We start from the raw sequence: 20,996 nt of genomic DNA on the forward strand, positions 1-20,996 counted from the left end.
ATCAGCCCTTGACCCCTGTCAGTGTGACGCCTTCGATGAAGGCCTTCTGCGCGAAGAAGAACAGCACGAGCACCGGGGCCGTCACGAGCAGCGTGGCGGCCATGGTGAGGTTCCAGTTGGTGTGGTGGGCGCCCTTGAACGACTCCAGGCCGTAGCTGAGCGTCCAGGCGCCGGCGTTCTCGCTGGCGTAGATCTGCGGGCCGAAGTAGTCGTTCCAGCAGTAGAAGAACTGGAACAGCGCGACCGCCGCGATGGCGGGCTTCGCCATCGGCAGCACCACCCGCAGCAGGGTCCGCAGGTCGCCGCAGCCGTCGATCCGGGCGGCCTCCAGGTACTCCCTGGGGATGGTCAGCAGGAACTGCCGGAGCAGGAAGATGGAGAACGCGTCGCCGAAGGCCATCGGGATGATCAGTGGCCAGAGCGAGCCGGTCAGGTGCAGCTGCTTGGCCCAGAACAGGTACATCGGGATGACGGTGACCTGCGGGGGCAGCATCATCATCGAGATGACCGCCATCAGGGCCAGGTTGCGGCCGCGGAAGCGGAACTTGGCCAGCGCGTAGGCGACCGGGAGGCTGGAGACCACGGTCAGCGCGGTGCCGGCGGCGGCGTACAGCAGGGTGTTGCGCCACCAGCTGAGGAAGCCCGGGGTCTGCCAGACCTTGCTGTAGTTGCCCCAGTGCCACTCGGTGGGCCACAGGTCGGCGGTGAGCGCCTGCCGGTCCGACATCACCGAGGTGAGCAGCACGAAGACGAAGGGCAGCAGGAAGAACAGCGCGGCGGCGATGGCCAGCGAGTGCACGGCCACCCAGTGCAGGGCGGCGCGGCGCCGGGCCACCTTGGCGGCGGCGGACCCGGCCCGTACGGGCAGGCGTACGGCGGAAGTGAGGGTCATGGCTCAGTCCTCGTCGATGAAGCCGGACTTGCGGCGCAGCAGCAGCGACGTGAAGGCCATCGAGATGGCGAACAGGATCACGGCGACCACGCAGGCCGAGCCGGTGTCGAAGCGCTGGAAGCCGAGGTTGTAGACCATCTGCGGCAGGGTCCAGGTGGATCCGTGCGGGTAGCCGGGTTCGAACTGCTGGCCGGAGCCGCCGATCACGCCGCTGGCGACCTTCCCGGCGACGATCGCCTGGGTGTAGTACTGCATGGTCTGGATGACGCCGGTGACCACGGCGAACATGACGATCGGCGAGATGTTCGGGAAGGTCACGTAGCGGAACTTCTGCAGCGGCCCGGCGCCGTCGAGCTCGGCGGCCTCGTACTGCTCCCTGGGGACGTCCAGCAGCGCGGCCATGAAGATCACCATCAGGTCGCCGATGCCCCACATGGCGAGCATGGTCAGGGCGGGCTTGGACCAGTCGGGATCGGTGAACCAGCCCGGCTGCGGCAGTCCGAGTTCGCCGAGCAGGTGGTCGACCGGCCCGGTGCCGGGGTTGAGCAGGAAGGCGAAGGCCATCGTGGCGGCCACCGGCGGGGCCAGGTACGGCAGGTAGAAGGCGGTCCGGAAGAAGCCGGCGCCGGTCTTCACCTTGGTGATCAGCAGGCCGATGCCGAGGCCGAAGGCGACCCGCAGGGTGACCATCACCAGGACCAGCCAGAGCGTGTTGCCCAGGCCCGTCCAGAACGACGGGTAGTGGTTCAGGACGTAGTCCCAGTTCTTCAGGCCGTTGAAGGTCGGGGCCGTGAAGCCGTCGTACTTCATGAAGGAGAAGTAGACGGTGGAGACCAGCGGGTAGGCGAAGAAGACGCCGAAGCCGATCAGCCAGGGGGAGAGGAAGGCGGCGGTACGGGCCGCCTCCCGGCGGCGCTTGGTGCGCAGCGCCGCCGGGACGGGGGTGCTAGCGGTGGCCATCGCGGGTCACTTCGCCTGGTCGATCGCGGCGTCGATCTCCTTGGCCGTGGCGGTCAGGCCGGCCTTCAGGTCGGTCTGCCTGCCGGCCTCGAACTCGTAGCCGAGGTTCTGCATGGACACCTGGTAGGCGCCGCCGTTGACGCTGGCGGGGGTGGTGCTGGAGTTCGGGTTCTTGGCGATGTCGATGAAGGTGCGGAAGTTGGCGTCGGCGTCCAGCTTCGGCGAGTTCAGTGCCTCGAGGGTGCTGGGCACGTTGTGGATGGCGTTGGCGAAGGAGACCACCGCGTCGGTGTCGGTGGTCAGGTACTTCACCAGCTCCCAGGAGGCGGTCTGCTTCTTGCTGCCCTTGGCGATGCCGATGATGGTGCCGGTCTGGTAGCCGCGGCCGTAGCCGGCGGCCTGGTCGTCCGGCACCGGGAACGGCGCGGTGGCCCACTCGAAGTCCGGCTTGTCCTCGGCGAGGGAGGCGGTGCGCCACTCCCCGTCGATGGCCATCGCGACCTGGCCGGTGGTGAAGGGGTTCTTGGCGCTGAACTCGTCGCCGAAGCCGGTGCGGTACTTCTCCAGCTTGTCGAAGCCGCCCAGCCTGTCGACCAGGCCCTTCTGCCAGGTGTACATCGCGGCGACCTTGGGGTCGGTGGCGATGTCGGACCTGCCGTCCGCGCCGAAGTAGCCGGGGCCGTACTGGCCGAGGAAGTGGCTGGGGGTGGACTCGTAGCCGTGGTAGTTCGGCATGAAGCCGAGCTGCTTGAAGCCGTCGCCGTCGGCCACGGTCAGCTTGACGGCGTCGGCCTCGAACTCGCTGAAGGTCTTCGGCGGCGCGGTGATCCCGGCCGCGGCGAAGGCGGTCTTGTTGTAGTACAGGCCGTAGGCGTCGCCGAGCAGCGGCAGCGAGCACTGGTTGCCCTGGAACCGGCTGTACTGGAGCATCGCGGGCGGGAAGGTCTTGGCCGGGTCGATGCCGTCCTTCTGGAGCATCGGCCCCAGGTCCGCCCAGACCCCGGCCGAGCAGAACTTGCCGACGTTGTCGGTGGTGAACGAGGAGACCACGTCGGGGGCGGCGTCGCCGCCGGCCCGCAGTGCCTGCTCGCTCTTGTCGTCGGCGATGTTGCCGACCACCTTGACGTGGATGTTCGGGTGCAGCTTCTCGAAGGCGGCCACGTTGTCGGCGATCGCCTTGACCTCGTTGTCCTGGCTCCAGCCGTGCCAGAAGGTGATGGTGACGTCCTGGCCGGCGGCCGAACCGTCCTGGCCGCCGCCGGAGTTGGTACCGGTGCAGGCGGTGGCGAGCAGGGCCAGGCAGGCGGTGGAGGTCAGGGCGGCGAGCGCGCGGCGCGTTCTGCGGGTGATGTCCACTGGTGGGTTCTCCTGGAGGTACGGGGGCAGGCGGCATGGCCCGTCGGCCCGTGCGTGGGGGTGCCTTCGGTGGTGTTCGGGTGGGCCGCGGCCCCGAGGGGGAGCCGCGGCGGCTGCGGCTTCATGACTGGTCGGCGGTGGCCCGGGGTCAGTGCGTCGAGAAGGCGGCGTCCCGGGCGGTGGCGAGGGCGAGTTGCAGGGCGCCGTGCAGGACGGGGGAGCCGGGCACGCTGCTGGAACGCACCTCCGGCCGGGGGATGGAGATCCGGGCGAGCGACTCCTGGACCAGCTCGCGCAGCCGTTCGCCGCCGGCCGTGGGGATGCCGCCGGCCAGTACCAGCAGCTCGGGGTCGACCACGGAGACGATGGCGGCGAGGCCGACCGCGAGCCGGTCGGCGAGGACGGCCAGGAAGTCCTCGCCGCCGCCGGGTGTCCCCAGCGCCAGGGCGACCGCCGCCTCGGCGGTCGGTGCGCCCAGTCCGTGCTCGCGGGCCAGTGCCAGGACGGCGGGGGCGCCGGCCAGCTCCTGGAAGCCGCCGGAGTTCTTGCGGCGGACGTCGTGGACGACCGGGGAGCCGGGCACCGGCATGTAGCCGACCTCGCCGGCGCCGCCGGTGAAGCCGCGGTGCAGCCGGCCGGCGATCACGATCGCGGCGCCGATGCCCTCCTCGGCCCACAGCAGCACGAAGTCCTCGCTGCCCCGGGCGGCGCCGGCGGCCTGTTCGGCGATGGCGGCCAGGTTGACGTCGTTCTCGATGGTGACCGGCGCGCCGATCGCCCCGGCGAGTTCCGCGACCAGCCGCGGTGAGTGCCAGCCGGGCAGGTGGGAGGCGTACCGCAGCTTGCCGGTGACCGGGTCGAGCGCACCGCCGATGCCGAGCACCACCTGGTGCAGGCTGCCCTCGGCGAGCCCGGCCGCGGCCACGCTGCGGGCGAGCGCCGCGGCGACCCGCGGCACGGTGTCGGCGGCGGGCCAGCCCTTGGTGGGCACCTGCTGCTCGGCGAGCGTGTTGCCGGTGATGTCGGCGACCGCGATCCGGATGTGGGTGGTGGTCACGTCCAGTCCGGCGACGTGCCCGGCGGCCGGGTTGACCTGGTACAGCTGCGCGTTCGGCCCGGGGCCGCCGGCGGTGGTGCCGACCGGGACGACCAGCCCGGCGGTCTCCAGCCGGGCCAGCAGCTGGGAGGCGGTGGGCTTGGACAGGCCGGTCAGGGTGCCGATCTGGGTGCGCGAGAGGGGGCCGTTGGCCAGCAGCAGTTCGAGCGCGGCGCGGTCGTTGATGGCGCGCAGCAGGCTTGGGGTGCCGGCCAGCGGCGAGCGGGAGCGGGTGTTGTCGGTCACGGCCCGATCCTCCTCTGCCGACGGGGGGCTGTGCTGCCCGGGGTTGGTTGCCAGGTGAACTGTTAGGAAAGTTTCCAATTCCTTGGGAGGACCGTAGATCCCGGCCCGGCCGGGTGTCAATGGCCCCGCCGCGCCCGGATCCGCGAGCCTGCCCGGAAAAGCCCGGAGCCCCGCTTCCCACCAGGGGAACGGGGCTCCGGGCCGGCAACCCGCGGCGCTCAGCCGCCCGCGGGCGCGGCGCCCTCCGGGGCCTGCGGCGGGATCGGCTTGGCCGCCAGCGACCGCAGCGAACCCGGATCGGCCAGCACCGACGGCGGCAGGATGTCCACGGCCGGCGCGGCAGCGGCCGCGGCCACCGGCGCCGGCTCCTCCTTCAGCTTCACGCCCGCGAGGTCGAACGCCGCCTTCAGCCGCAGCCGCAGCGTGCGCGAGATCAGCGCGGCGTTCCCCGGCGAGCAGCGCGCCTCCAGCCGCAGCACCACCGAGTCCGCCGCCACCGACTCCACGCCCAGCACCTTCACCCGGCCCCAGATCAGCTCGTCGAACGGGGACTCCTTGGTCAGCTGCGCCGCGGTCTCGGTGATCAGCGCCTCGACCCGCTCCAGGTCCTCCCGGTAGCCGACCTGGACGTCCACGGCGGCGGTCGCCCAGCCCTGGCTCATGTTGGCGATCCGCTTGACCTCACCGTTGCGGATGTACCAGATCTCGCCGCCGGTGCCGCGCAGCTTGGTCACCCGCAGGCCGACCTCCAGCACCGTGCCGGTGGCCACCCCGGTGTCGATCTCGTCGCCGACGCCGTACTGGTCCTCCATGATCATGAAGACCCCGGACAGGAAGTCCGTCACCAGGTTCCGGGCGCCGAAGCCGATCGCCACACCGGCGACACCGGCACTGGCCAGCAGTGGTGCCAGGTTCACCCCGAGGGCGGAGAGCACCATCAGCGCGGCGGTCCCCAGGATGGTGAACGAGGCCACGCTGCGCAGCACCGAGCCGATCGCCTCCGAGCGCTGCTGGCGGCGCTCGGTGTTGACCATGCCGCTGTTGGCCAGCAGCCCGCCCAGCCGGCCGAGCTCGGCCTCGGCCTCCGAGGGGCGGCCCATCCGGGCGATCAGCTTGTCGATCAGCTTGCGGACCATCGCCCGCAGCACCAGGGCCAGCAGCACGATGAACAGGATCCGCAGCGCACCCTCGACCCAGCCCTGCCAGTTCGCGTCCAGCCAGCTCGCGGCCTGTTTGGTCGAGCTGCTCACCTCGTCCGCGCTGGTCGGCAGGGTGAACGTCAGCGACGGCGAGGCGGGGGCGGGCGAGGGGGTGGCGTCAGCGAGCAGGCTGACCGGGGCGGACCGAACCACGTGCAGGGCTTCCTTCCGGGCGGGAGCATGAACGGGCCGCCCGGCCGGGGCGGACCGTCACCGCAACCCTAGCGGCCAATCCTCACCCGGGCGGACGCGCCGTCAGCCGGCCGGACTCCCGCACACCTGCTCCCACCAGGCATCCCGGGTGCAGCGGAGGCGACGGTTGGGCATACCGGGTATGACGGAACGCACACCGGCGTGCGTGGATAGCAGCACTGTCCGTTACCGAACGATCTGTTAGGAAGGAAATGGTGGCGCCACACGAAGACGTAAGGCGACACTGGGGGAGATCGCGCTCAAAATGCGCGGTCGCCCGCTCGTCCCGGCGCGAGCCACGCGCCGCAGGCGTCCAAGGAGGCCTCCGTGCCGCATGTCCTGGTCCTCAACGCGTCGTACGAGCCACTCGGCGTCGTATCGATGCGCCGCGCACTCATCCTGGTCCTCAGTCACAAGGCGGTCTGCCTGGAGGACTCCGGAATCACTCTGCACAGCGCCACCAGCGCCGTCCCGGCGCCGTCCGTCGTCCGACTGACCCGTTTCGTCCGGGTCCCCTACCGCGGGCCCGTCCCGCTCACCCGCCGCGCACTGTTCGCCCGTGACCACGGGCGCTGCGTCTACTGCGGGGCCGCCGCCACCAGCGTCGACCACGTCATCCCGCGCAGCCGGGGCGGCCAGCACCGGTGGGACAACGTGGTCGCGGCCTGCCGCCGCTGCAACCACACCAAGGCCGATCGGCACCTCACCGAACTCGGCTGGCGGATGAAGCACCCCCCGGCCGCGCCGAGCGGCCTCGCCTGGCGGGTGATCGGCACCGGGATCAAGGACCCGCGCTGGCGCCCCTACCTGGAGCCGTACGGCGGTCTCGACCAGCTGCACCAGCAGCTGAGCGGCTTCGAGCACCACGACCATACCGACACCGGGGGCGTCCTGCCGGGCCCGCACGGCCGGTCCCGCCCCATCCGCCGCGGTGAGCAGCCCGAGCCGCTCTCCGCCTGACAGACAAGGGCCTGCCCGACACGTCAATCGGTACGCCTCATGGGCCGCCTGTGCACCCCCAGCGGGAGCGCAGGCGGCCCGCCGTCTGTCCCGGGGACCCTGACGCGGCGGTCGGGCACAGCGCCCGGAAGCTCACCGGGGCGCGCGGAACCTCCCACGCGCCGCAGCCGGCCCGCCGACGGCCCGCCGGAGGGCCGCCCGGGTGTCACGGCGTGACCGCGTAGGCCTCCACGCCCCAGAGCGAGTAGCCGTAGGCGGTCGCCCTCGACACCCCCTGGACCCGCAGGTACTGGGTGTCCGGGGCGTCGAAGCGCACCGTCTCGGTGCCGCCGGTGCTGTCGTCCACCGCGGCCACGGTGGTCCAGGTGACGCCGTCCGGCGAGGTCTCCAGCCGGTACGCGGAGGCGTACGCCTCCTGCCAGTGCAGCACCGCCGAGCCCAGCCGGACCTTCTGCGGCAGCTTGATCTGCACCCAGGCGTCGTCCGCCGCCTTGGCGGACCAGCGGGTCTTCGGGTCGCCGTCGGTGACCGCCGAGGCGGGCTGGGACGCGGACGCGTCGCCGGAGGAGCTGGCGGTGGCGGTCCTGGCCAGGTCCGGGCCGCCGGTCGGCGGCACCACGTGCACCTGGAGCACCTGGCGTACGGTCAGCGTCCCGACGGTGAAGGTGATCGGCACCTGGTAGGTGCCCGAGGGCGTGGTCGCCGCCGCGGTGACCAGCACCGGGGACCCGACCTTCGCGCCGCGCGGCACCGTGACGGCCCCCGCCGGGGTCACCGTCAGCCCCTGGGCGACGGCCGGCACCTCGGCCTTCAGCTGGCCGGCCGCGCCCTCCGGGCGGCCCGCCTCCAGCACGGCCTTGGTCTGCGCCGGGGCCGCCTGGCCGGCCACCACGTCGAGGGTGGCGGCGGACAGGCTGAGCCGGGCGGCCGGCACGTCGGCGTACCAGGGGATGATCTGGTTGACCACGGGGGCCTCGCCGCCCGGCTCCCAGACCAGCCGGATCGCCTCGGCCGGGCCGCCCCCGCCCGGCAGCTCGTTGTAGCCGGGCTTCACCGCGCCGATCGCGACCCAGCTGCCGTCCGGGCGCCGCACCTCGGCGGTGGCCGCGGCCCGTACCGTCGGGTCGGTGAGCACGGTCACCCGGTCCAGCGGGCGCGCCGCGCCCAGCTCCACGGTCAGCGGTGTGGTGGCGCTGTTCGGTGCGCCGGCCGCCCGCCAGGCGGTGTCCGGGTCGCCGTCCAGCACGGCCGCCGGGGAGGAGCCCGGTGCGGCGGGCGGCGCGCTGACGCTCGCCGGGCTGTCGCCGGGCGCGGCCACGGTGAACTCGCGGATCGCCACCGCGGTCTTCTGCCCGGCGGTGGCCCGCAGCCGGACGGCCTTGGCGACCGTGCCCGCCGGGGCGTCCACCGAGATGCTCTGCTGGTTGTGCACCCGGGCCAGCTGCCGCCAGCCGCCCGACCCGGTGGAGTACTCCAGCACCGCGTCGTGCAGGTAGTCCCCGGCCGCGGCGGCCGCGTCCGGGCCGTCGCCCCACGACCCCATCAGCACGGTGACCCGCCCGACCGGCCGGGCGGTGCCCAGGTCCAGGCCGACGGTGTCGCCCGCGGTCGGCGGACCGGCGCTCCAGTAGAAGGTGGCGGCGTCGCCGTCGGTCATCAGCCCCGGCACGTGGTCGTGCGCGCTGCCGAAGGTGGTGGTGGCGGTCGCGCCGCCGGCCGTGATCCCGGACCAGGTGTCGGCGGACAGCACCGCCCGTTCGAGGAAGCCGTCCAGCACGCTGCCGCCGATCGTCACCGGGCTGGCGTCCAGCTGCTCGCGCAGGCTGCGCAGCCGGATCCGGTCGTCCCAGGCGGCGTTGCCGTCACCGCCGCGCTGGGCCACCAGCATGTCGACGGCGGCCTGCCCGGCCTGCCCGTACGCGGAGAGCTTGGCCAGCCACGGGCCGGTCTCGGGGCCGATCGCGTCGCCCGACAGCACCTGCGGGGCCGAGGTCATGGTGGCGAACGCGTCCCGCAGCGGGCCGGCCGCCTCGGTCAGCTTGGCCAGGTCGGGCGGGGTGCCACCGGTCGGCTCCAGGACCGCCCAGAACCGTTCCAGCAGGGGTGCCAGGTAACCGGACTCCTCCCGGGACAGCGGGGAGGAGGAGCTGTTGCCGGCCAGCGCGGTGAGCGCCGCCAGCTCGGCCGGGTCGGCGGCCAGCGCGTGCAGCGCGGCGCGCCAGGAGTCCAGCGGCTGGTAGCCGTCCGGCTGCCAGCCGAAGTCCGCGGCGGTCGCCAGCGGGAGCCGGGAGGCGACCGGCTGGCTCATCGCGGCCGTCAGCAGCACCGCCGAACGCTTGGCCACCGCGGCGTCCCGCCCGGTGTAGGCGCCCAGGTAGAGCCGCTCGGGGGTGGAGTCGTTCACCGGGTAGTTGTCCATCGTCACCAGCGGCCGGCTGAACAGCGCCGCGGTGTCGTCGAGCTGGCTGCCCGCCACCTTCGCCGGGATCGCCGCCCCGCCGCTCCACGCCACCAGTACGTCCACCGGCAGCGCCGCCGCCAGCGCGCTGCGGTACGGGGTGGCGCCCTGCTTCTGGTACTCCGTCGGCATCACCGACAGCGGCGCCATCTCCGGCTGCTTGGACAGCCGCTCGCGGACCTTGCCGACCAGCCCTGCCTGCGCCTTGGCGGCGGCGGCCGGGCCGGTGCCGAAGAGCTTGCGGTCCGCCCCGCAGTGCCACTCGTCGTAGCTGGCGTCCAGGAACTGCAGCTGGAAGGAGCGGAAGCCGAGCCGGCGCAGCGACTCCAGCTTGGCCAGCAGCGCGTCGACGTCCTTGCCGGAGCTGTAGCAGAACGACTGTCCGGGGTCGATCGCGTAGCCGAGGGTGACGTGGTTGGCCCGGGCCCGGGCGGCCAGCTCGGCCAGCTCCTGGGCCTGCGCCGCGGGGTAGGCCTCGCGCCAGCGCGACAGCCGGTACGGGTCGCCGCCCGGCGCGTACAGGAAGAAGTTCTGCTTGGTGCGGCCGAGGAAGTCGATCTGCGCCAGCCGCTCCGCGGCGGTCCACGGGGTGCCGTAGAAGCTCTCGGCGGTGCCGCGCACGGGGGCGCCGCTCGGCCAGTCCCGGACCGCGATGCCGGGGAAGCCCTTGGCGCCCTCGCCCTGCCCCTGGCCCGGGGCGAGCGGGGAGAGCAGCTGGCGCAGGCTCTGCGCGGCGTAGAAGGTGCCGGGGCCGTCCGCGCCCGCCAGCACCACCGCGCCGTACGTGCCGCCCCCGGCGGCGGGCAGCTGCCCGGCCGCCAGGACGTAACCGCCGGCCGGCAGGCCCGAGCTGTCCTGGCCGGCGCCGCCGGCGGCGGCCAGGTCGTGCAGGATCCGGTCCGCCTGGGCGCCCGCACCGCCCACGTACACCACCAGCGAACCGGCGGCGGGCGACGGTGCCTCCGGCATCGGCGTCACGTCGGCGGCCCCGGCGGTGCCCAGTACCTGCCGGACCACGTCGAGCGCCGCCGGGTCCGCGCCGTCACCGGTCACCAGACTGACGGCCTGCGGTACCGAGACGGGCCGGCCGGCGGACTTGAGCTGCTGCGGGCGCGGGTACACCTGCGGGTCGGCGATCGAGCCGAGCGGGGTGACCTCGGCGGGCGCGCTGGCCACCCGCTGGTCGCCGGGCGGGGCGGCGTACCCGGGCGGCGCGGTGATCAGCAGGCCGCCGACCACGGCGGCGGCCGAGAGCGTCGCGGCCAGCTGCAGGGTGCTGCTGCGGCGGCCGGCCCGGCGCTCCGCGCGCACCGAGGCGAGCAGCGGGGCGGTGCCCTTGATGTCGGCGATGAACCGGTCGGCGGCCCTGGGGGCCAGCTGGCGGGCGGTCCGGGCGGCCGTCCTGCGGGCGGCCAGCGCGGCCGGGTGCCACAGCACCTCGCGCAGGGCCGGGCTGTGCTCGATCCGGTGCCTCAGCCGCCGTCCCGCCGCCTCAGAAACGCGCGCCTGCACAGGAGCCTCCTCGCACCGAAAGCGCAGCTCACCGACCGCCGCCGCGGATCACCGAACTGCCGCACCACTCTGACCCGCCTCGGCGGCCCAGCCCACCAGCTACCTCGTCCGGTGTCAACGCCGTTGGCTCCATTGCGAGGAATGTCGGGATTGTCGTCGACCCGGCCCTGACGAACCCGCTGACGGACCCGTGTCCGAGGGGCCATAGTTACCGTCACTGACGGATGTTCACGACCGGCGTGGACACCGGACCTCCCGGTGGACGGTGCAACGCGATGGGTCGACGGGTCCACCGGGCCGCCTACGCGCGCAGCCGCGCCCTGCCGGGCGTCCCGTCCGGCTCCGCCGGGCCGGCGCTCGCCGCCCTGGTCCCCGCGCCCGTCTGGTTCGGCCGGATCTCCGTCGTACTGGCGGCCGTACTCGGCGCGGCGACGGCCGCCCTGCTGGTGCGGGCCCGCACGGCGCTGCGGATCGGTCCGGCCGGTCTGGTGCTCGCCCTCCCGGGCGCCCGCTCGGCCGCCGGTCGGATGACACTGCCGTGGCGGTACATCAGGTCGCTGTCCTTCCAGGAGATTGGGCTCTCGGGCGTCCGGGTCCCGTTCCTGACCGTCGGGTTCGCGGCCGGGGACGCCACCGCCCCGCCCGACCTCGACCTCGGCTCCGCGGACGGGATCGCTCTGGCCGGCCTCCCGGTGCGGGGCTGGGCGCCCGACCTCGGCCGTGTCTCGGCCCTGCTGGCCGTGTACGCGCCCCGGGCTGGAGCTCCGCGGGCCGGTACCGGCGGAGGTTCGCCGCCAGGAGGAGCGGCGGGCGGTCGACGCGAGCGACCGGGCGTCCCACCCCTTGGGGGCCGACGTCGCGGGGGTCGCCCGGTTCGGCTGGGAGTACCTCGGCGGAGCCGTCGCGTGGGTCCTGCTGGCCCTGGTGTTCTTCGGCCTGGCCCGGCCGGACCTCTCGGCCCGCTTCGGCCAGGGGCGGCCGGGCATCTGGACGGTCACCGGCAGCCGCTGCGGTGCCAACGGGAGCTGCCACACCTGGGGCGACTTCGCGAGCACCGACGGCGGGCCGACCCGCGGCCACCTCGCCCTGCGGGGCGCGCCCGGTCCGCTACCCCCGGGGCAGCGGTACGCGGCCGTCGACGTCGGCGCGCCCGAGCAGGTCTACCCGCCCGGGGGCGGTGACGGCTGGCTGAGGAGCGGCGGGCTGACGGTCCTGCTCGCCGCCGTCCTCACCGCCTGGCTGTGGACGGTCCCCGTCCGGGCGGCGAAGCGTTTCCCGGCCGGCACCCCGTCCGGCTGACCCGTCGATCACAAGGAGCAGGTCCGGTGGATTCCGGCGCATTGGTGTTCACGCAGTCCTGCGGCCACCGGCTGCGGATCCTCGGTCTCTCACTCGCGGCCGGAGCCGTCGTGGCCCTGATCGGGTACGCGGTCCCGGCCGGTCGGGGAGCCGCCGCCGCGGCCGTGGCACTGCTGTGCGGCGTGGCCGCCCAGGCCGGGGTGTGGATGTACAACACGGGTTCGACGTCGCTCGATCCGGGTGGCGTCCGGATGAGCCAGGGAGGCCTGGTGCGGCGCTCCGTGGCCTGGGACCAGGTCGGGTCGATCGACGTGCAGGAGTCCGCCCATCCGGGCTTCGGCGTCATCAGGACGGTACGGCTGCGCACCCTCGACGGACGCGACCTGCGGCTGCCGCCGCTGGAGGACGGGATCCGGCGCAGCGATCCCTCCTTCGACGACAAGTACGCCGCGATGGTGCGGTACTGGCAGTCGGTCAGGCCGGGATCCTGACCGCGGAAGGAGAGGGAACATGATGTCCGAACCTGGGTCGGGCTCCGGGCGGCTGCTGGTGTTCCTCGGCCGGGTGCTGCCCGCCCGCAGGGCCACCGTGCGCACGCTCAGGCTGGTGGGTGCCGGCTGGACGGTCATCGGCGTGGTGTTCACCGTGCCTGCCCCGCTGGGCTGCTGACGACGGGTCACCTTTCTTCGGGGCGCCGTCGCCCCGTGTCGGTCGGGGTCGCGGGCCCCCGGTGCGGGTAGGACTGTGGCTGTCCGCAGCATCGGGTGCCCTTCAGACCTGTGGGAGCCGCAGAGTGGCAGCATTCCTGGACCGTGACGAGACCGGTGGCAACGGGCAGCAGGTGCCCGCCGAGGACAGTCCGGCGCCGCCGCCGGAGCTGGTCGCGCTGGCGCACGCGTACGGGGTGGACAGTACCTACGACCCGGGCAGCGGGCCGGTCCCGGTGGCGCCGGACACCCTGGTCGCGGTGCTGGCCGCGCTCGGCGTGGACGCCGCCACCCCCGAGTCGGTCGGGGCGGAGCTGGAGCGGCACCGGGCCGCGCAGGCCGCCCGCCTGCTGCCGCCGTGCATCGTGGCGCGGGCCGGCCGCCGTACCGCGCTGGACGTGCCGGCCGGCGTCCGCCTGAGCATCGAGCTGGAGGACGGCGGCACCTGGACCCTGCCCACCGGCCACTCGCACTGGCTGCCGGCCGACCTCCCGCTCGGCCGCCACCGGCTGACCGCCCGGCTGGGGGAGCGCGAGGGCGCCGCCGCGCTGATCGTGGCGCCGCAGAAGGTCCCGGAGCCGTCCGGCCGCAGCTGGGGCTTCCTGGCCCAGCTCTACTCGGTGCTGTCCGAGCGCTCCTGGGGGATGGGCGACCTGGGCGACCTGGCCGAGCTCGCCCAGTGGGCGGGCAACGAGCTGGGCGCCGGCTTCGTCCAGATCAACCCGCTGCACGCGGGCCTGCCCGGGGCCCCTTCGGACCCGTCGCCGTACCGCCCGTCCTCGCGCCGCTTCGCCGACCCGGTGCACCTGCGGATCGAGGCGGTGCCCGAGTACGCGTACGCCGAGCTCGGCGACCTCCCGCGCCGGGCGGCCGCGCTGCGCGGGGAGGTGCTGCGGCACGACGGCCTGATCGACCGGGACGCGGTCTGGGCGCTCAAGCGCCAGGCGCTGGAGATCCTGCACACCGTCCCGCGGGGCGTCGGCCGTGAGGCGGCGTACCGGGCGTTCGTCGCCCGCGAGGGCGAGTGGCTGGAGCAGTACGCTACCTGGTGCGCGCTGGCCGAGGTGCACGGCAGCGACCGGCACCGCTGGCCGAAGGGCCTGCGCCACCCCGGCAGCCCCCAGGTGGTCAGGGCCGGACAGGAGTTGGCGCCGTCGGTGGAGTTCCACCGCTGGCTGGCCTGGCTGGTGGACGAGCAGCTCGGCCTGGCCCAGCAGGCGGCCGAGCGGGCCGGGATGGCGGTCGGCCTGATCCACGACCTGGCGGTCGGCGTGCACCCGGACGGCGCGGACGCCTGGGCGCTGCAGGACGTGCTGGCCGAGGGCATCTCGGTGGGCGCCCCGCCGGACGCCTTCAACGCGCACGGTCAGGACTGGGGCCTGCCGCCCTGGCGCCCGGACGCGCTCGCGGAGGCCGGCTACGCCCCGTACGCCGAACTGCTGCGGGCGGCGGCCCGGCACGCGGGGGCGATCCGGATCGACCACGTGATGGGCCTGTTCCGGCTCTGGTGGGTGCCGGCCGGGCACCCGCCGACCCGGGGCGCGTACGTGCGCTACGACGCGGAGGCGATGCTCGGCGTGCTGGCGCTGGAGGCGCACCGCGCGGGGACGGCGGTGATCGGCGAGGACCTGGGCACGGTCGAGCTGGGGGTGCGCGAGGAGCTGACGGCCCGCGGCATCCTCGGGACCTCCGTCCTGTGGTTCGAGCGCGACTGGCAGGACAAGGGCGCGATCCTGCCGCCGGAGCGCTGGCGGTCGGGCTGCCTGGCCACCCTGACCACCCATGACCTGCCGAGCACCGCCGCCCGGCTGACCGGCGAGCACGTCGAGCTGCGGCACCGGCTCGGGCTGCTGGCCCGTCCGCTCGGCGAGGAACAGGCCGAGGCGGCGGCCGAGCTGACCGAGTGGCACGCCGAGCTGATCCGGGCCGGGCTGATCGGCGCCGGCGAGGACCTGACCCCGGAGGCGCTGTACGGCTTCCTGCTCGCCACCCCGGCCGACCTGGTCGGGGTGTGGCTGCCGGACACGGTCGGCGACCCGCGCCCGCAGAACCTGCCCGGCACCTGGGACCAGTACCCGAACTGGCGGCTGCCGGTGGCGGACGCCTCCGGCTGCCCGGTCACCCTGGAACAGCTGGCCGCCGCGCCCGGTACCGCGCGGCTGGCGGCGCTGGCGCCCCGGCACTCCGGAAGGCGGACCCCGGCGCGCGGGGCCCGGTAGGCGGCCGGTACCTTGGGAAACGTGGACAAGAGGAACGCAATGCGCGCTGGTGCGGTCTCCGCAGCGGCCACGCTGATGATGCTGATGTCGTCGCCCGCCATGGCGCTGGTCCGGGACGACGGTGACGACCCCGGCCAGAGCCTGAGCGTCGCCCAGACGCTCGGTCTGTTCGTGGCGCTCCCGATCGTGCTCTTCGCGGTGATCGCCGGCCTGTGCCTGCTGCCCACGCTCGGCAAGAACAAGAAGTAACGGCAGCCGGTACCGACGACCCCCGTCGCCTCCTCGGAGGCGGCGGGGGTCGTCGTGTCGTACCGGGCAGGTTCGGGCGGTGTCCCGGATGCTGACCGGGGTGGGGCCGGACGGTCGTCCGGCCCCACCCCGGTCACTGCTGCGGGGTTCGGCCCCGGGTCAGCGGGCGCCCGCCGCGCGGTCCGCCGCCTGGGCCTTCAGCGCGCGCTCGATGCCCGCGCGGGCCTCCACGACCTGCCGGCGCAGCGCCGGCGCCGGGTCGGCCGAGGCCAGCCAGGCGTCGGTGGCGTCCAGGGTGGCCTGCTCGACCTGCGAGGACGGGTACAGGCCGACGATGATCTGCTGGGAGATCTCGTGGCTGCGGGTCTCGTAGATCCCCTTGACCGCCGCGAAGTACTTGGCGGTGTAGGGGGCGAGCAGCTCGCGCTGGTCGGACTGCTGGAAGCCGCCGATGACGGCCTCCTGGACGTAGTTGGTGAGCTCGTCCGACTCCACCACCGAGGCCCAGGCCTCGGCCTTGGCGGCCGCGGTCGGGCGCGAGGCCCGGCAGCTGGCGGCGTGCTCCTGGCCGGCCGCGGTGTGGTCGCGGGCCAGCTCGTCGTCGATCGCCTTGTCGTCGGCGCGGCCGGTGGCGACCAGGCGTCCGAGCAGGCTCCAGCGCAGTTCGGTGTCGACGGCCAGGCCGTCCAGCACGGTGGAGCCGTCCAGCAGGCCGTCCAGCAGGGCGAGCTGCTCGTCGGTGCGGGCGACGCCGGCCAGCGTCCGGGCCCAGGCCAGCTGGTGGTCGCTGCCGGGGGCGGCGGCGCGCAGCTGCTCCTCGGCGGCGGCGGCCCAGCGGGCCAGGCCCTGCTCGCGCCAGGCCGGGTCGGTGTAGGCGTCCAGGGCCAGCTTGACCTGGCGCTGCACCGACTGGACCACGCCGATGTCGGACTCCCGGCCGAGGCCGGACAGCGCCAGCGACAGGTAGTCGCGGGCGGCCAGTTCGCCGTCGCGGGTCATGTCCCAGGCCGAGGCCCAGCACAGGGCGCGCGGCAGCGACTCGGTGAAGCCGCCGAGGTGCTCGGTGACGACGGCCAGCGAGCCCTCGTCCAGGCGGACCTTGGCGTAGGACAGGTCGTCGTCGTTGAGCAGCAGCACGGCGGGCTTGGCGCGGCCGGCCAGCTGCGGGACGTCGGTGCGCGCGCCGTCGACGTCGAGCTCGATCCGGTCGGTGCGCACCAGCGCGCCGTCCTGCAGCTCGTAGACGCCGATGGCGATCCGGTGCGGGCGCAGCACGGCCTCGCCCTTGGCGCCGGCCGGGAGGGCCGGGGCCTCCTGGAGGACCGCGAAGGAGGAGATGGTGCCGTCGGCGGCGACCTCGAGGGCCGGGCGCAGGACGTTGATGCCGGCCGTCTCCAGCCAGGCCTTGGACCAGGTCTTCAGGTCCCGGCCGCTGGCCTTCTCCAGGGCGCCGAGCAGGTCGCTGAGGCGGGTGTTGCCCCAGGCGTGCTGCTTGAAGTAGGCGCGCACGCCCTCGAAGAAGGCGTCCTGGCCGACGTAGGCCACCAGCTGCTTGAGCACCGAGGCGCCCTTGGCGTAGGTGATGCCGTCGAAGTTGACCTGGACGTCCTCCAGGTCGTTGATCTCCGCCATGATCGGGTGGGTGGACGGCAGCTGGTCCTGCCGGTACGCCCAGGTCTTCATCTGGTTGGCGAAGGTGGTCCAGGAGTTCGGCCACTTGGAGCCCGGCGCCTCGGCCTGGCAGACCGCCTCGGCGAAGGTCGCGAACGACTCGTTCAGCCACAGGTCGTTCCACCACTCCATGGTGACCAGGTCGCCGAACCACATGTGGGCGAGCTCGTGCAGGATGGTGGCGGCGCGGCCCTCGTAGGCGGCGTCGGTGACCTTGGAGCGGAAGACGTACTGGTCGCGCAGGGTGACCGCGCCCGCGTTCTCCATCGCGCCGGCGTTGAACTCCGGGACGAAGAGCTGGTCGTACTTGGCGAACGGGTAGGGGAAGTCGAACTTCTCCTGGAAGTAGTCGAAGCCCTGCCGGGTGACCTCGAAGACCGCGTCGGCGTCGAGGAACTCGCGCAGCGACGGGCGGCAGTAGACGCCGAGCGGCACCCGCTGGTCGCCGTCGGCGTACTCGTCGAAGACGCCCACGTACGGGCCGGCCACCAGCGCCGTGATGTACGAGGAGATCCGCGGGGTGGGCTCGAAGGACCACACCTGGGTGTCGCCCTCGCCCGCCGGGACGGGGGTGGGGGAGTTGGAGACCACGACCCAGCCGGTCGGGGCGGTCACGGTGAACCGGAAGGTGGCCTTCAGGTCGGGCTGCTCGAAGCTGGCGAACACCCGGCGGGCGTCCGGCACCTCGAACTGGGTGTACAGGTAGGTCTCGCCGTCGACCGGGTCGACGAAGCGGTGCAGGCCCTCGCCGGTGTTGGTGTACGCGCAGTCGGCGACCACGCGCAGTTCGTTCTGCGCCTTCAGGCCCGGAAGGGCGATCCGGCTGTCGGCGAACAGGGCGAGGTCGAGCGACTCGCCGTTGAGCACGATCTCGGAGACGCTCGGCGCCACCAGGTCGATGAAGCTGTCGGCGCCCGGCGTCGTGGCGGAGAACCGGACCACGGTGGTGGACCGGAACGTGCCCCCCGCCCGGGCGGTGCCCAGGTCGAGGTCGATCTCGTACGCGTCCACGTGCAGGAGCTGGGCCCGGGTGCGGGCCTCCTCACGGGTCAAGTTGGTGCCAGGCACTCGCAGGACTCCTTTGTCAGGCTCGGATGCAGAGGCATCCTCCCATGCCGGGTCCGGCGTGGACCTGCGTATATCCGGGGTCGTGCGGGGGCGCACGCAGGTTTCGGAACGGTCCCGGTTGGCGTTTGACCCGGCGCCGGGTGGGGGGCTGAGCTTAGAGTTCAGAAGTTGAAGCTGAACAGCTGGTTGAGGGATCAACACCACCGGGTGACGACCACCGAAGCCACGGAGCTCCGCCGCAATGGCGCGGCAGGGGCGGGGACGGTCGAGTCCCCGTGCCCTGGGAGGGTGAATCATGTCGATGGACACACCGGGATCGCAGTCGTCGCTGCACCGGGCCAACCTCGAAAGGGTCCTGCGTGCGGTGCGGATGGCCGGCTCGCTGACCCAGGCCGAGATCGCCCGTGGCACCGGACTGTCGGCCGCCACGGTGTCCAACATCGTCCGGGAGCTCAAGGAGAGCGGGACCGTCGTGGTCGCCGACACCTCCTCGGGCGGCCGCCGGGCGCGCAGCGTCTCGCTCAGCGGGGACGCCGGGATCGTGGTGGGTGTCGACTTCGGCCACACCCACCTGCGGGTCGCGGTCGGCAACCTGGCCCACCGGGTGCTGGCCGAGGAGAGCGAGCCGATCGACGTCGACGTCTCGGCCCAGCAGGGCTTCGACCGGGCCGAGGCCATGGTCGAGCGGCTGCTGACGCAGGCGGGCTTCCGGCCGGACAAGGTGATCGGCGTCGGCCTGGGCGTGCCCGGGCCGATCGACCTGGAGACCGGCGCGCTCGGCTCCACCGCGATCCTGCCCGGCTGGACCGGCATCGCCCCGGGCAAGGAGCTGGCCCAGCGCCTGGGCATGGAGGTGCACGTCGACAACGACGCCAACCTCGGCGCGCTGGGCGAGCTGGTCTGGGGCGCCGGGCGCGGGCTGGGCGACCTGGCGTACATCAAGGTGGCCAGCGGTGTCGGCTCCGGGCTGGTGATAAACGGCCAGATCTACCGGGGGCCCGGCGGTACGGCCGGCGAGATCGGGCACATCACGCTGGACGAGGCCGGACCGGTCTGCCGCTGCGGCAACCGCGGCTGCCTGGAGACCTTCGTCGGCTCCCGCTACCTGCTCAACCTCTTGAACGCCAACCACCCCGGGGAGTTGACCCTGACCAAGGTGGTGCAGCTGGCCCAGCAGGGTGACCTCGGCTGCCGCCGGGTGATCGCCGACGCGGGCCGGCAGATCGGGATGGGCGTGGCCACCCTGTGCAACCTGCTCAACCCGCGTCGGATCATCCTCGGCGGGGACCTCGCCGAGGCCGGTGAGCTGGTGCTTTCCCCGATCCGGGACTCCGTGGCGCGGTACGCGATCCCGAGCGCGGCGCGGCAGCTGTCGGTGGTCCCCGGCACTCTCGGGGGCCGCGCGGAGGTGCTCGGCGCGCTCGCCCTGGTGATGAGCGAGATGGGTGAATCCGGCGCAATCCGGCAGACCGGCCCGGCGGTGGCGGCCCAGGCCTGACCGGTCGGCAGAGGCGGCGCCGGGGCCGGTTGGTCTCGGCTTCGCCTTCAGGAAGATAACGAAAGGGTTCGAATCCCCGGAGTTCCGGTTTTACTTATTGACGACAAGCCGACGAGACGGGTTGACTCCCTTCCACCTCGCCGCAACGTTGCGGCTCTGTCAGGGAGGCACCCCCACCATGAACGCAATGATGCGTCGCGCTGTCATCGGTACCGCCGCGGTCTCGATGGCCCTCTCCATGGCCGCCTGTGGCAAGGCCGGCAGTGACAAGAAGGACAGCGCCGCGTCCGGCGACACCAAGTCGATCGGCCTGCTGCTCCCCGAGAACGCCTCGTCCACCCGTTACGAGTCCTTCGACAAGCCCTTCATCGAGGCCAAGGTCAAGGCGCTCTGCTCGGACTGCAACGTCAAGTACTCCAACGCCGAGGGTTCCGCGGCCAAGCAGAAGCAGCAGTTCGACACCCTGATCGCGCAGGGTGTGAAGGTGATCATCCTGGACGCCTTCGACGCCAAGTCGACCCAGTCCTGGGTCAAGGAGGCGGCCGACAAGGGCGTCAAGGTCATCGCGTACGACCGCCTGGCCACCGGCCCGGTCGCCGCGTACGTCTCGTTCGACAACGAGAAGGTCGGCGAGCTGCAGGGCCAGGCCCTGGTCGACGCCCTGGGTGCCAAGGCCGCCGACGCCAACATCGTCATGATCAACGGTGACGACGCCGACCCGAACGCCGGCAAGTTCAAGGCCGGTGCGCACAAGGTCCTCGACGGCAAGGTCAAGAAGGTCGTCTACGAGCAGTCCGGTGAGTGGAAGCCCACCGTCGCGGGCCAGAAGGTCGGCGCCGCCATCACCCAGCTCGGCAAGGACGGCTTCCAGGCCGTCTACTCCGCCAACGACGGCATGGCCGCCGCGATCATCACCCAGCTCAAGGGCGCGGGCATCACCGTCCCGGTCGGCGGTCAGGACGCCGGTCTCGACGCCATCCAGCGCCTGGTGTCGGGCGACCAGGCCTACACCATCTACAAGGCCTACCGGCCGCTGGCCGACTCGGCCGCCGAGCTCGCCGTCGACCTGCTGCAGGGCAAGGACATCAAGTCCGTCGCCTCCGCCAGCATCGACAGCGACACCGACAAGGGCATCCCGGCCAAGCTGCTCGACCCGAAGGTCGTCACCAAGGCCAACATCAAGGACACGGTGATCGCCGACGGCCTCTACAAGGCCTCGGACATCTGCACCGCGGACTTCGCCGCCGCCTGCACCGCGGCCGGCCTGCAGTAATCCCCCGAGCGGGCGGCGCCTTCCTCCCCGGGAGGCGCCGCCCCCCCCCCCGGGGCGGGGGCCCCCCCCCCCCCGCCGGCGGGGTGTGGGGGCCCCCCCCCCCCCCCCCGTTTGGGCCAACCCCGAGCCCCCCGGGCGCGG

At 73.3% G+C, this 20,996-nt stretch carries 15 protein-coding genes; 8 read left to right on the forward strand and 7 right to left on the reverse strand.

Translation table 11 applies throughout. The features are described 5' to 3' along the window. Position 1: 1 nt before the first annotated feature. From AB0D08_RS26100 to AB0D08_RS26120, 5 genes are all read right to left on the reverse strand, one after another. Entirely contained in the window at positions 2 to 892 is an 891-nt protein-coding gene (locus AB0D08_RS26100) for a carbohydrate ABC transporter permease (protein ID WP_033824413.1), read from the reverse strand. A gap of 3 nt (positions 893 to 895) precedes the next feature. Beyond that, entirely contained in the window at positions 896 to 1,852 is a 957-nt protein-coding gene (locus AB0D08_RS26105; RefSeq protein WP_033824414.1) for a sugar ABC transporter permease, read from the reverse strand. Positions 1,853 to 1,858: 6 nt separating this feature from the next. After that, positions 1,859 to 3,202 carry an ABC transporter substrate-binding protein gene (locus AB0D08_RS26110; RefSeq protein WP_033824432.1) on the reverse strand — a complete coding sequence of 448 codons (1,344 nt, stop codon included), beginning with the start codon at positions 3,200 to 3,202 and terminating at the stop codon, positions 1,859 to 1,861. Positions 3,203 to 3,356: 154 nt separating this feature from the next. Continuing rightward, positions 3,357 to 4,550: an ROK family transcriptional regulator gene (locus tag AB0D08_RS26115; protein ID WP_359892065.1), complete on the reverse strand. Its 1,194-nt coding sequence runs from the start codon at positions 4,548 to 4,550 to the stop codon at positions 3,357 to 3,359. Positions 4,551 to 4,768: 218 nt separating this feature from the next. Next, a complete protein-coding gene (locus AB0D08_RS26120; protein WP_199520486.1) occupies positions 4,769 to 5,908 on the reverse strand; it encodes a mechanosensitive ion channel family protein in 1,140 nt (379 codons plus the stop codon). A 360-nt stretch (positions 5,909 to 6,268) separates the two neighbouring features. On the opposite strand from AB0D08_RS26120, the gene AB0D08_RS26125 reads away from it, so the two are divergent. Continuing rightward, the gene (locus tag AB0D08_RS26125) at positions 6,269 to 6,901 is read left to right on the forward strand and encodes an HNH endonuclease (RefSeq protein ID WP_033824416.1); all 633 of its coding nucleotides are present in this window, start codon (positions 6,269 to 6,271) and stop codon (positions 6,899 to 6,901) included. Positions 6,902 to 7,106: 205 nt separating this feature from the next. Here the strand turns inward: AB0D08_RS26125 and AB0D08_RS26130 are convergent, their stop codons facing one another. Beyond that, on the reverse strand, positions 7,107 to 10,871 hold the full coding sequence (locus AB0D08_RS26130) for a beta-N-acetylglucosaminidase domain-containing protein (protein ID WP_359892068.1): 3,765 nt from the start codon (positions 10,869 to 10,871) through the stop codon (positions 7,107 to 7,109). Between the two features lie 843 nt (positions 10,872 to 11,714). Between AB0D08_RS26130 and AB0D08_RS26135 the strand changes: the two genes are divergently transcribed. The 5 genes from AB0D08_RS26135 (at position 11,715) to AB0D08_RS26155 (ending at position 15,345) form a co-directional block, all read left to right on the forward strand. Beyond that, positions 11,715 to 12,170 (forward strand): hypothetical protein, encoded by a 456-nt coding sequence (locus tag AB0D08_RS26135; RefSeq protein ID WP_359892070.1) that lies wholly within the window; start codon positions 11,715 to 11,717, stop codon positions 12,168 to 12,170. A 26-nt stretch (positions 12,171 to 12,196) separates the two neighbouring features. Continuing rightward, positions 12,197 to 12,661 carry a hypothetical protein gene (locus tag AB0D08_RS26140; protein ID WP_149038564.1) on the forward strand — a complete coding sequence of 155 codons (465 nt, stop codon included), beginning with the start codon at positions 12,197 to 12,199 and terminating at the stop codon, positions 12,659 to 12,661. Between the two features lie 19 nt (positions 12,662 to 12,680). Continuing rightward, entirely contained in the window at positions 12,681 to 12,839 is a 159-nt protein-coding gene (locus tag AB0D08_RS26145) for a hypothetical protein (RefSeq protein WP_359892072.1), read from the forward strand. A 172-nt stretch (positions 12,840 to 13,011) separates the two neighbouring features. Continuing rightward, positions 13,012 to 15,096, forward strand: a complete 2,085-nt coding sequence (gene malQ / locus AB0D08_RS26150) for a 4-alpha-glucanotransferase (protein ID WP_359892079.1) — start codon at positions 13,012 to 13,014, stop codon at positions 15,094 to 15,096. Positions 15,097 to 15,117: 21 nt separating this feature from the next. After that, a complete protein-coding gene (locus AB0D08_RS26155) occupies positions 15,118 to 15,345 on the forward strand; it encodes a hypothetical protein (protein WP_082527060.1) in 228 nt (75 codons plus the stop codon). 159 nt (positions 15,346 to 15,504) lie between these two features. Here AB0D08_RS26155 and pepN read toward each other — a convergent pair whose 3' ends face one another. Then, positions 15,505 to 18,084 carry an aminopeptidase N gene (gene pepN, locus AB0D08_RS26160; protein WP_033824420.1) on the reverse strand — a complete coding sequence of 860 codons (2,580 nt, stop codon included), beginning with the start codon at positions 18,082 to 18,084 and terminating at the stop codon, positions 15,505 to 15,507. 301 nt (positions 18,085 to 18,385) lie between these two features. On the opposite strand from pepN, the gene AB0D08_RS26165 reads away from it, so the two are divergent. Both AB0D08_RS26165 and AB0D08_RS26170 read left to right on the forward strand, forming a co-directional pair. After that, the gene (locus AB0D08_RS26165; protein ID WP_033824436.1) at positions 18,386 to 19,582 is read left to right on the forward strand and encodes an ROK family transcriptional regulator; all 1,197 of its coding nucleotides are present in this window, start codon (positions 18,386 to 18,388) and stop codon (positions 19,580 to 19,582) included. Positions 19,583 to 19,760: 178 nt separating this feature from the next. Continuing rightward, complete coding sequence (locus AB0D08_RS26170; protein WP_033824421.1) at positions 19,761 to 20,855, forward strand: substrate-binding domain-containing protein; 1,095 nt, start codon at positions 19,761 to 19,763, stop codon at positions 20,853 to 20,855. Positions 20,856 to 20,996 lie beyond the last annotated feature (141 nt).

It is taken from the genome of Kitasatospora sp. NPDC048540 (genome assembly GCF_040651175.1).
Classification (GTDB): Bacteria; Actinomycetota; Actinomycetes; order Streptomycetales; family Streptomycetaceae; genus Kitasatospora.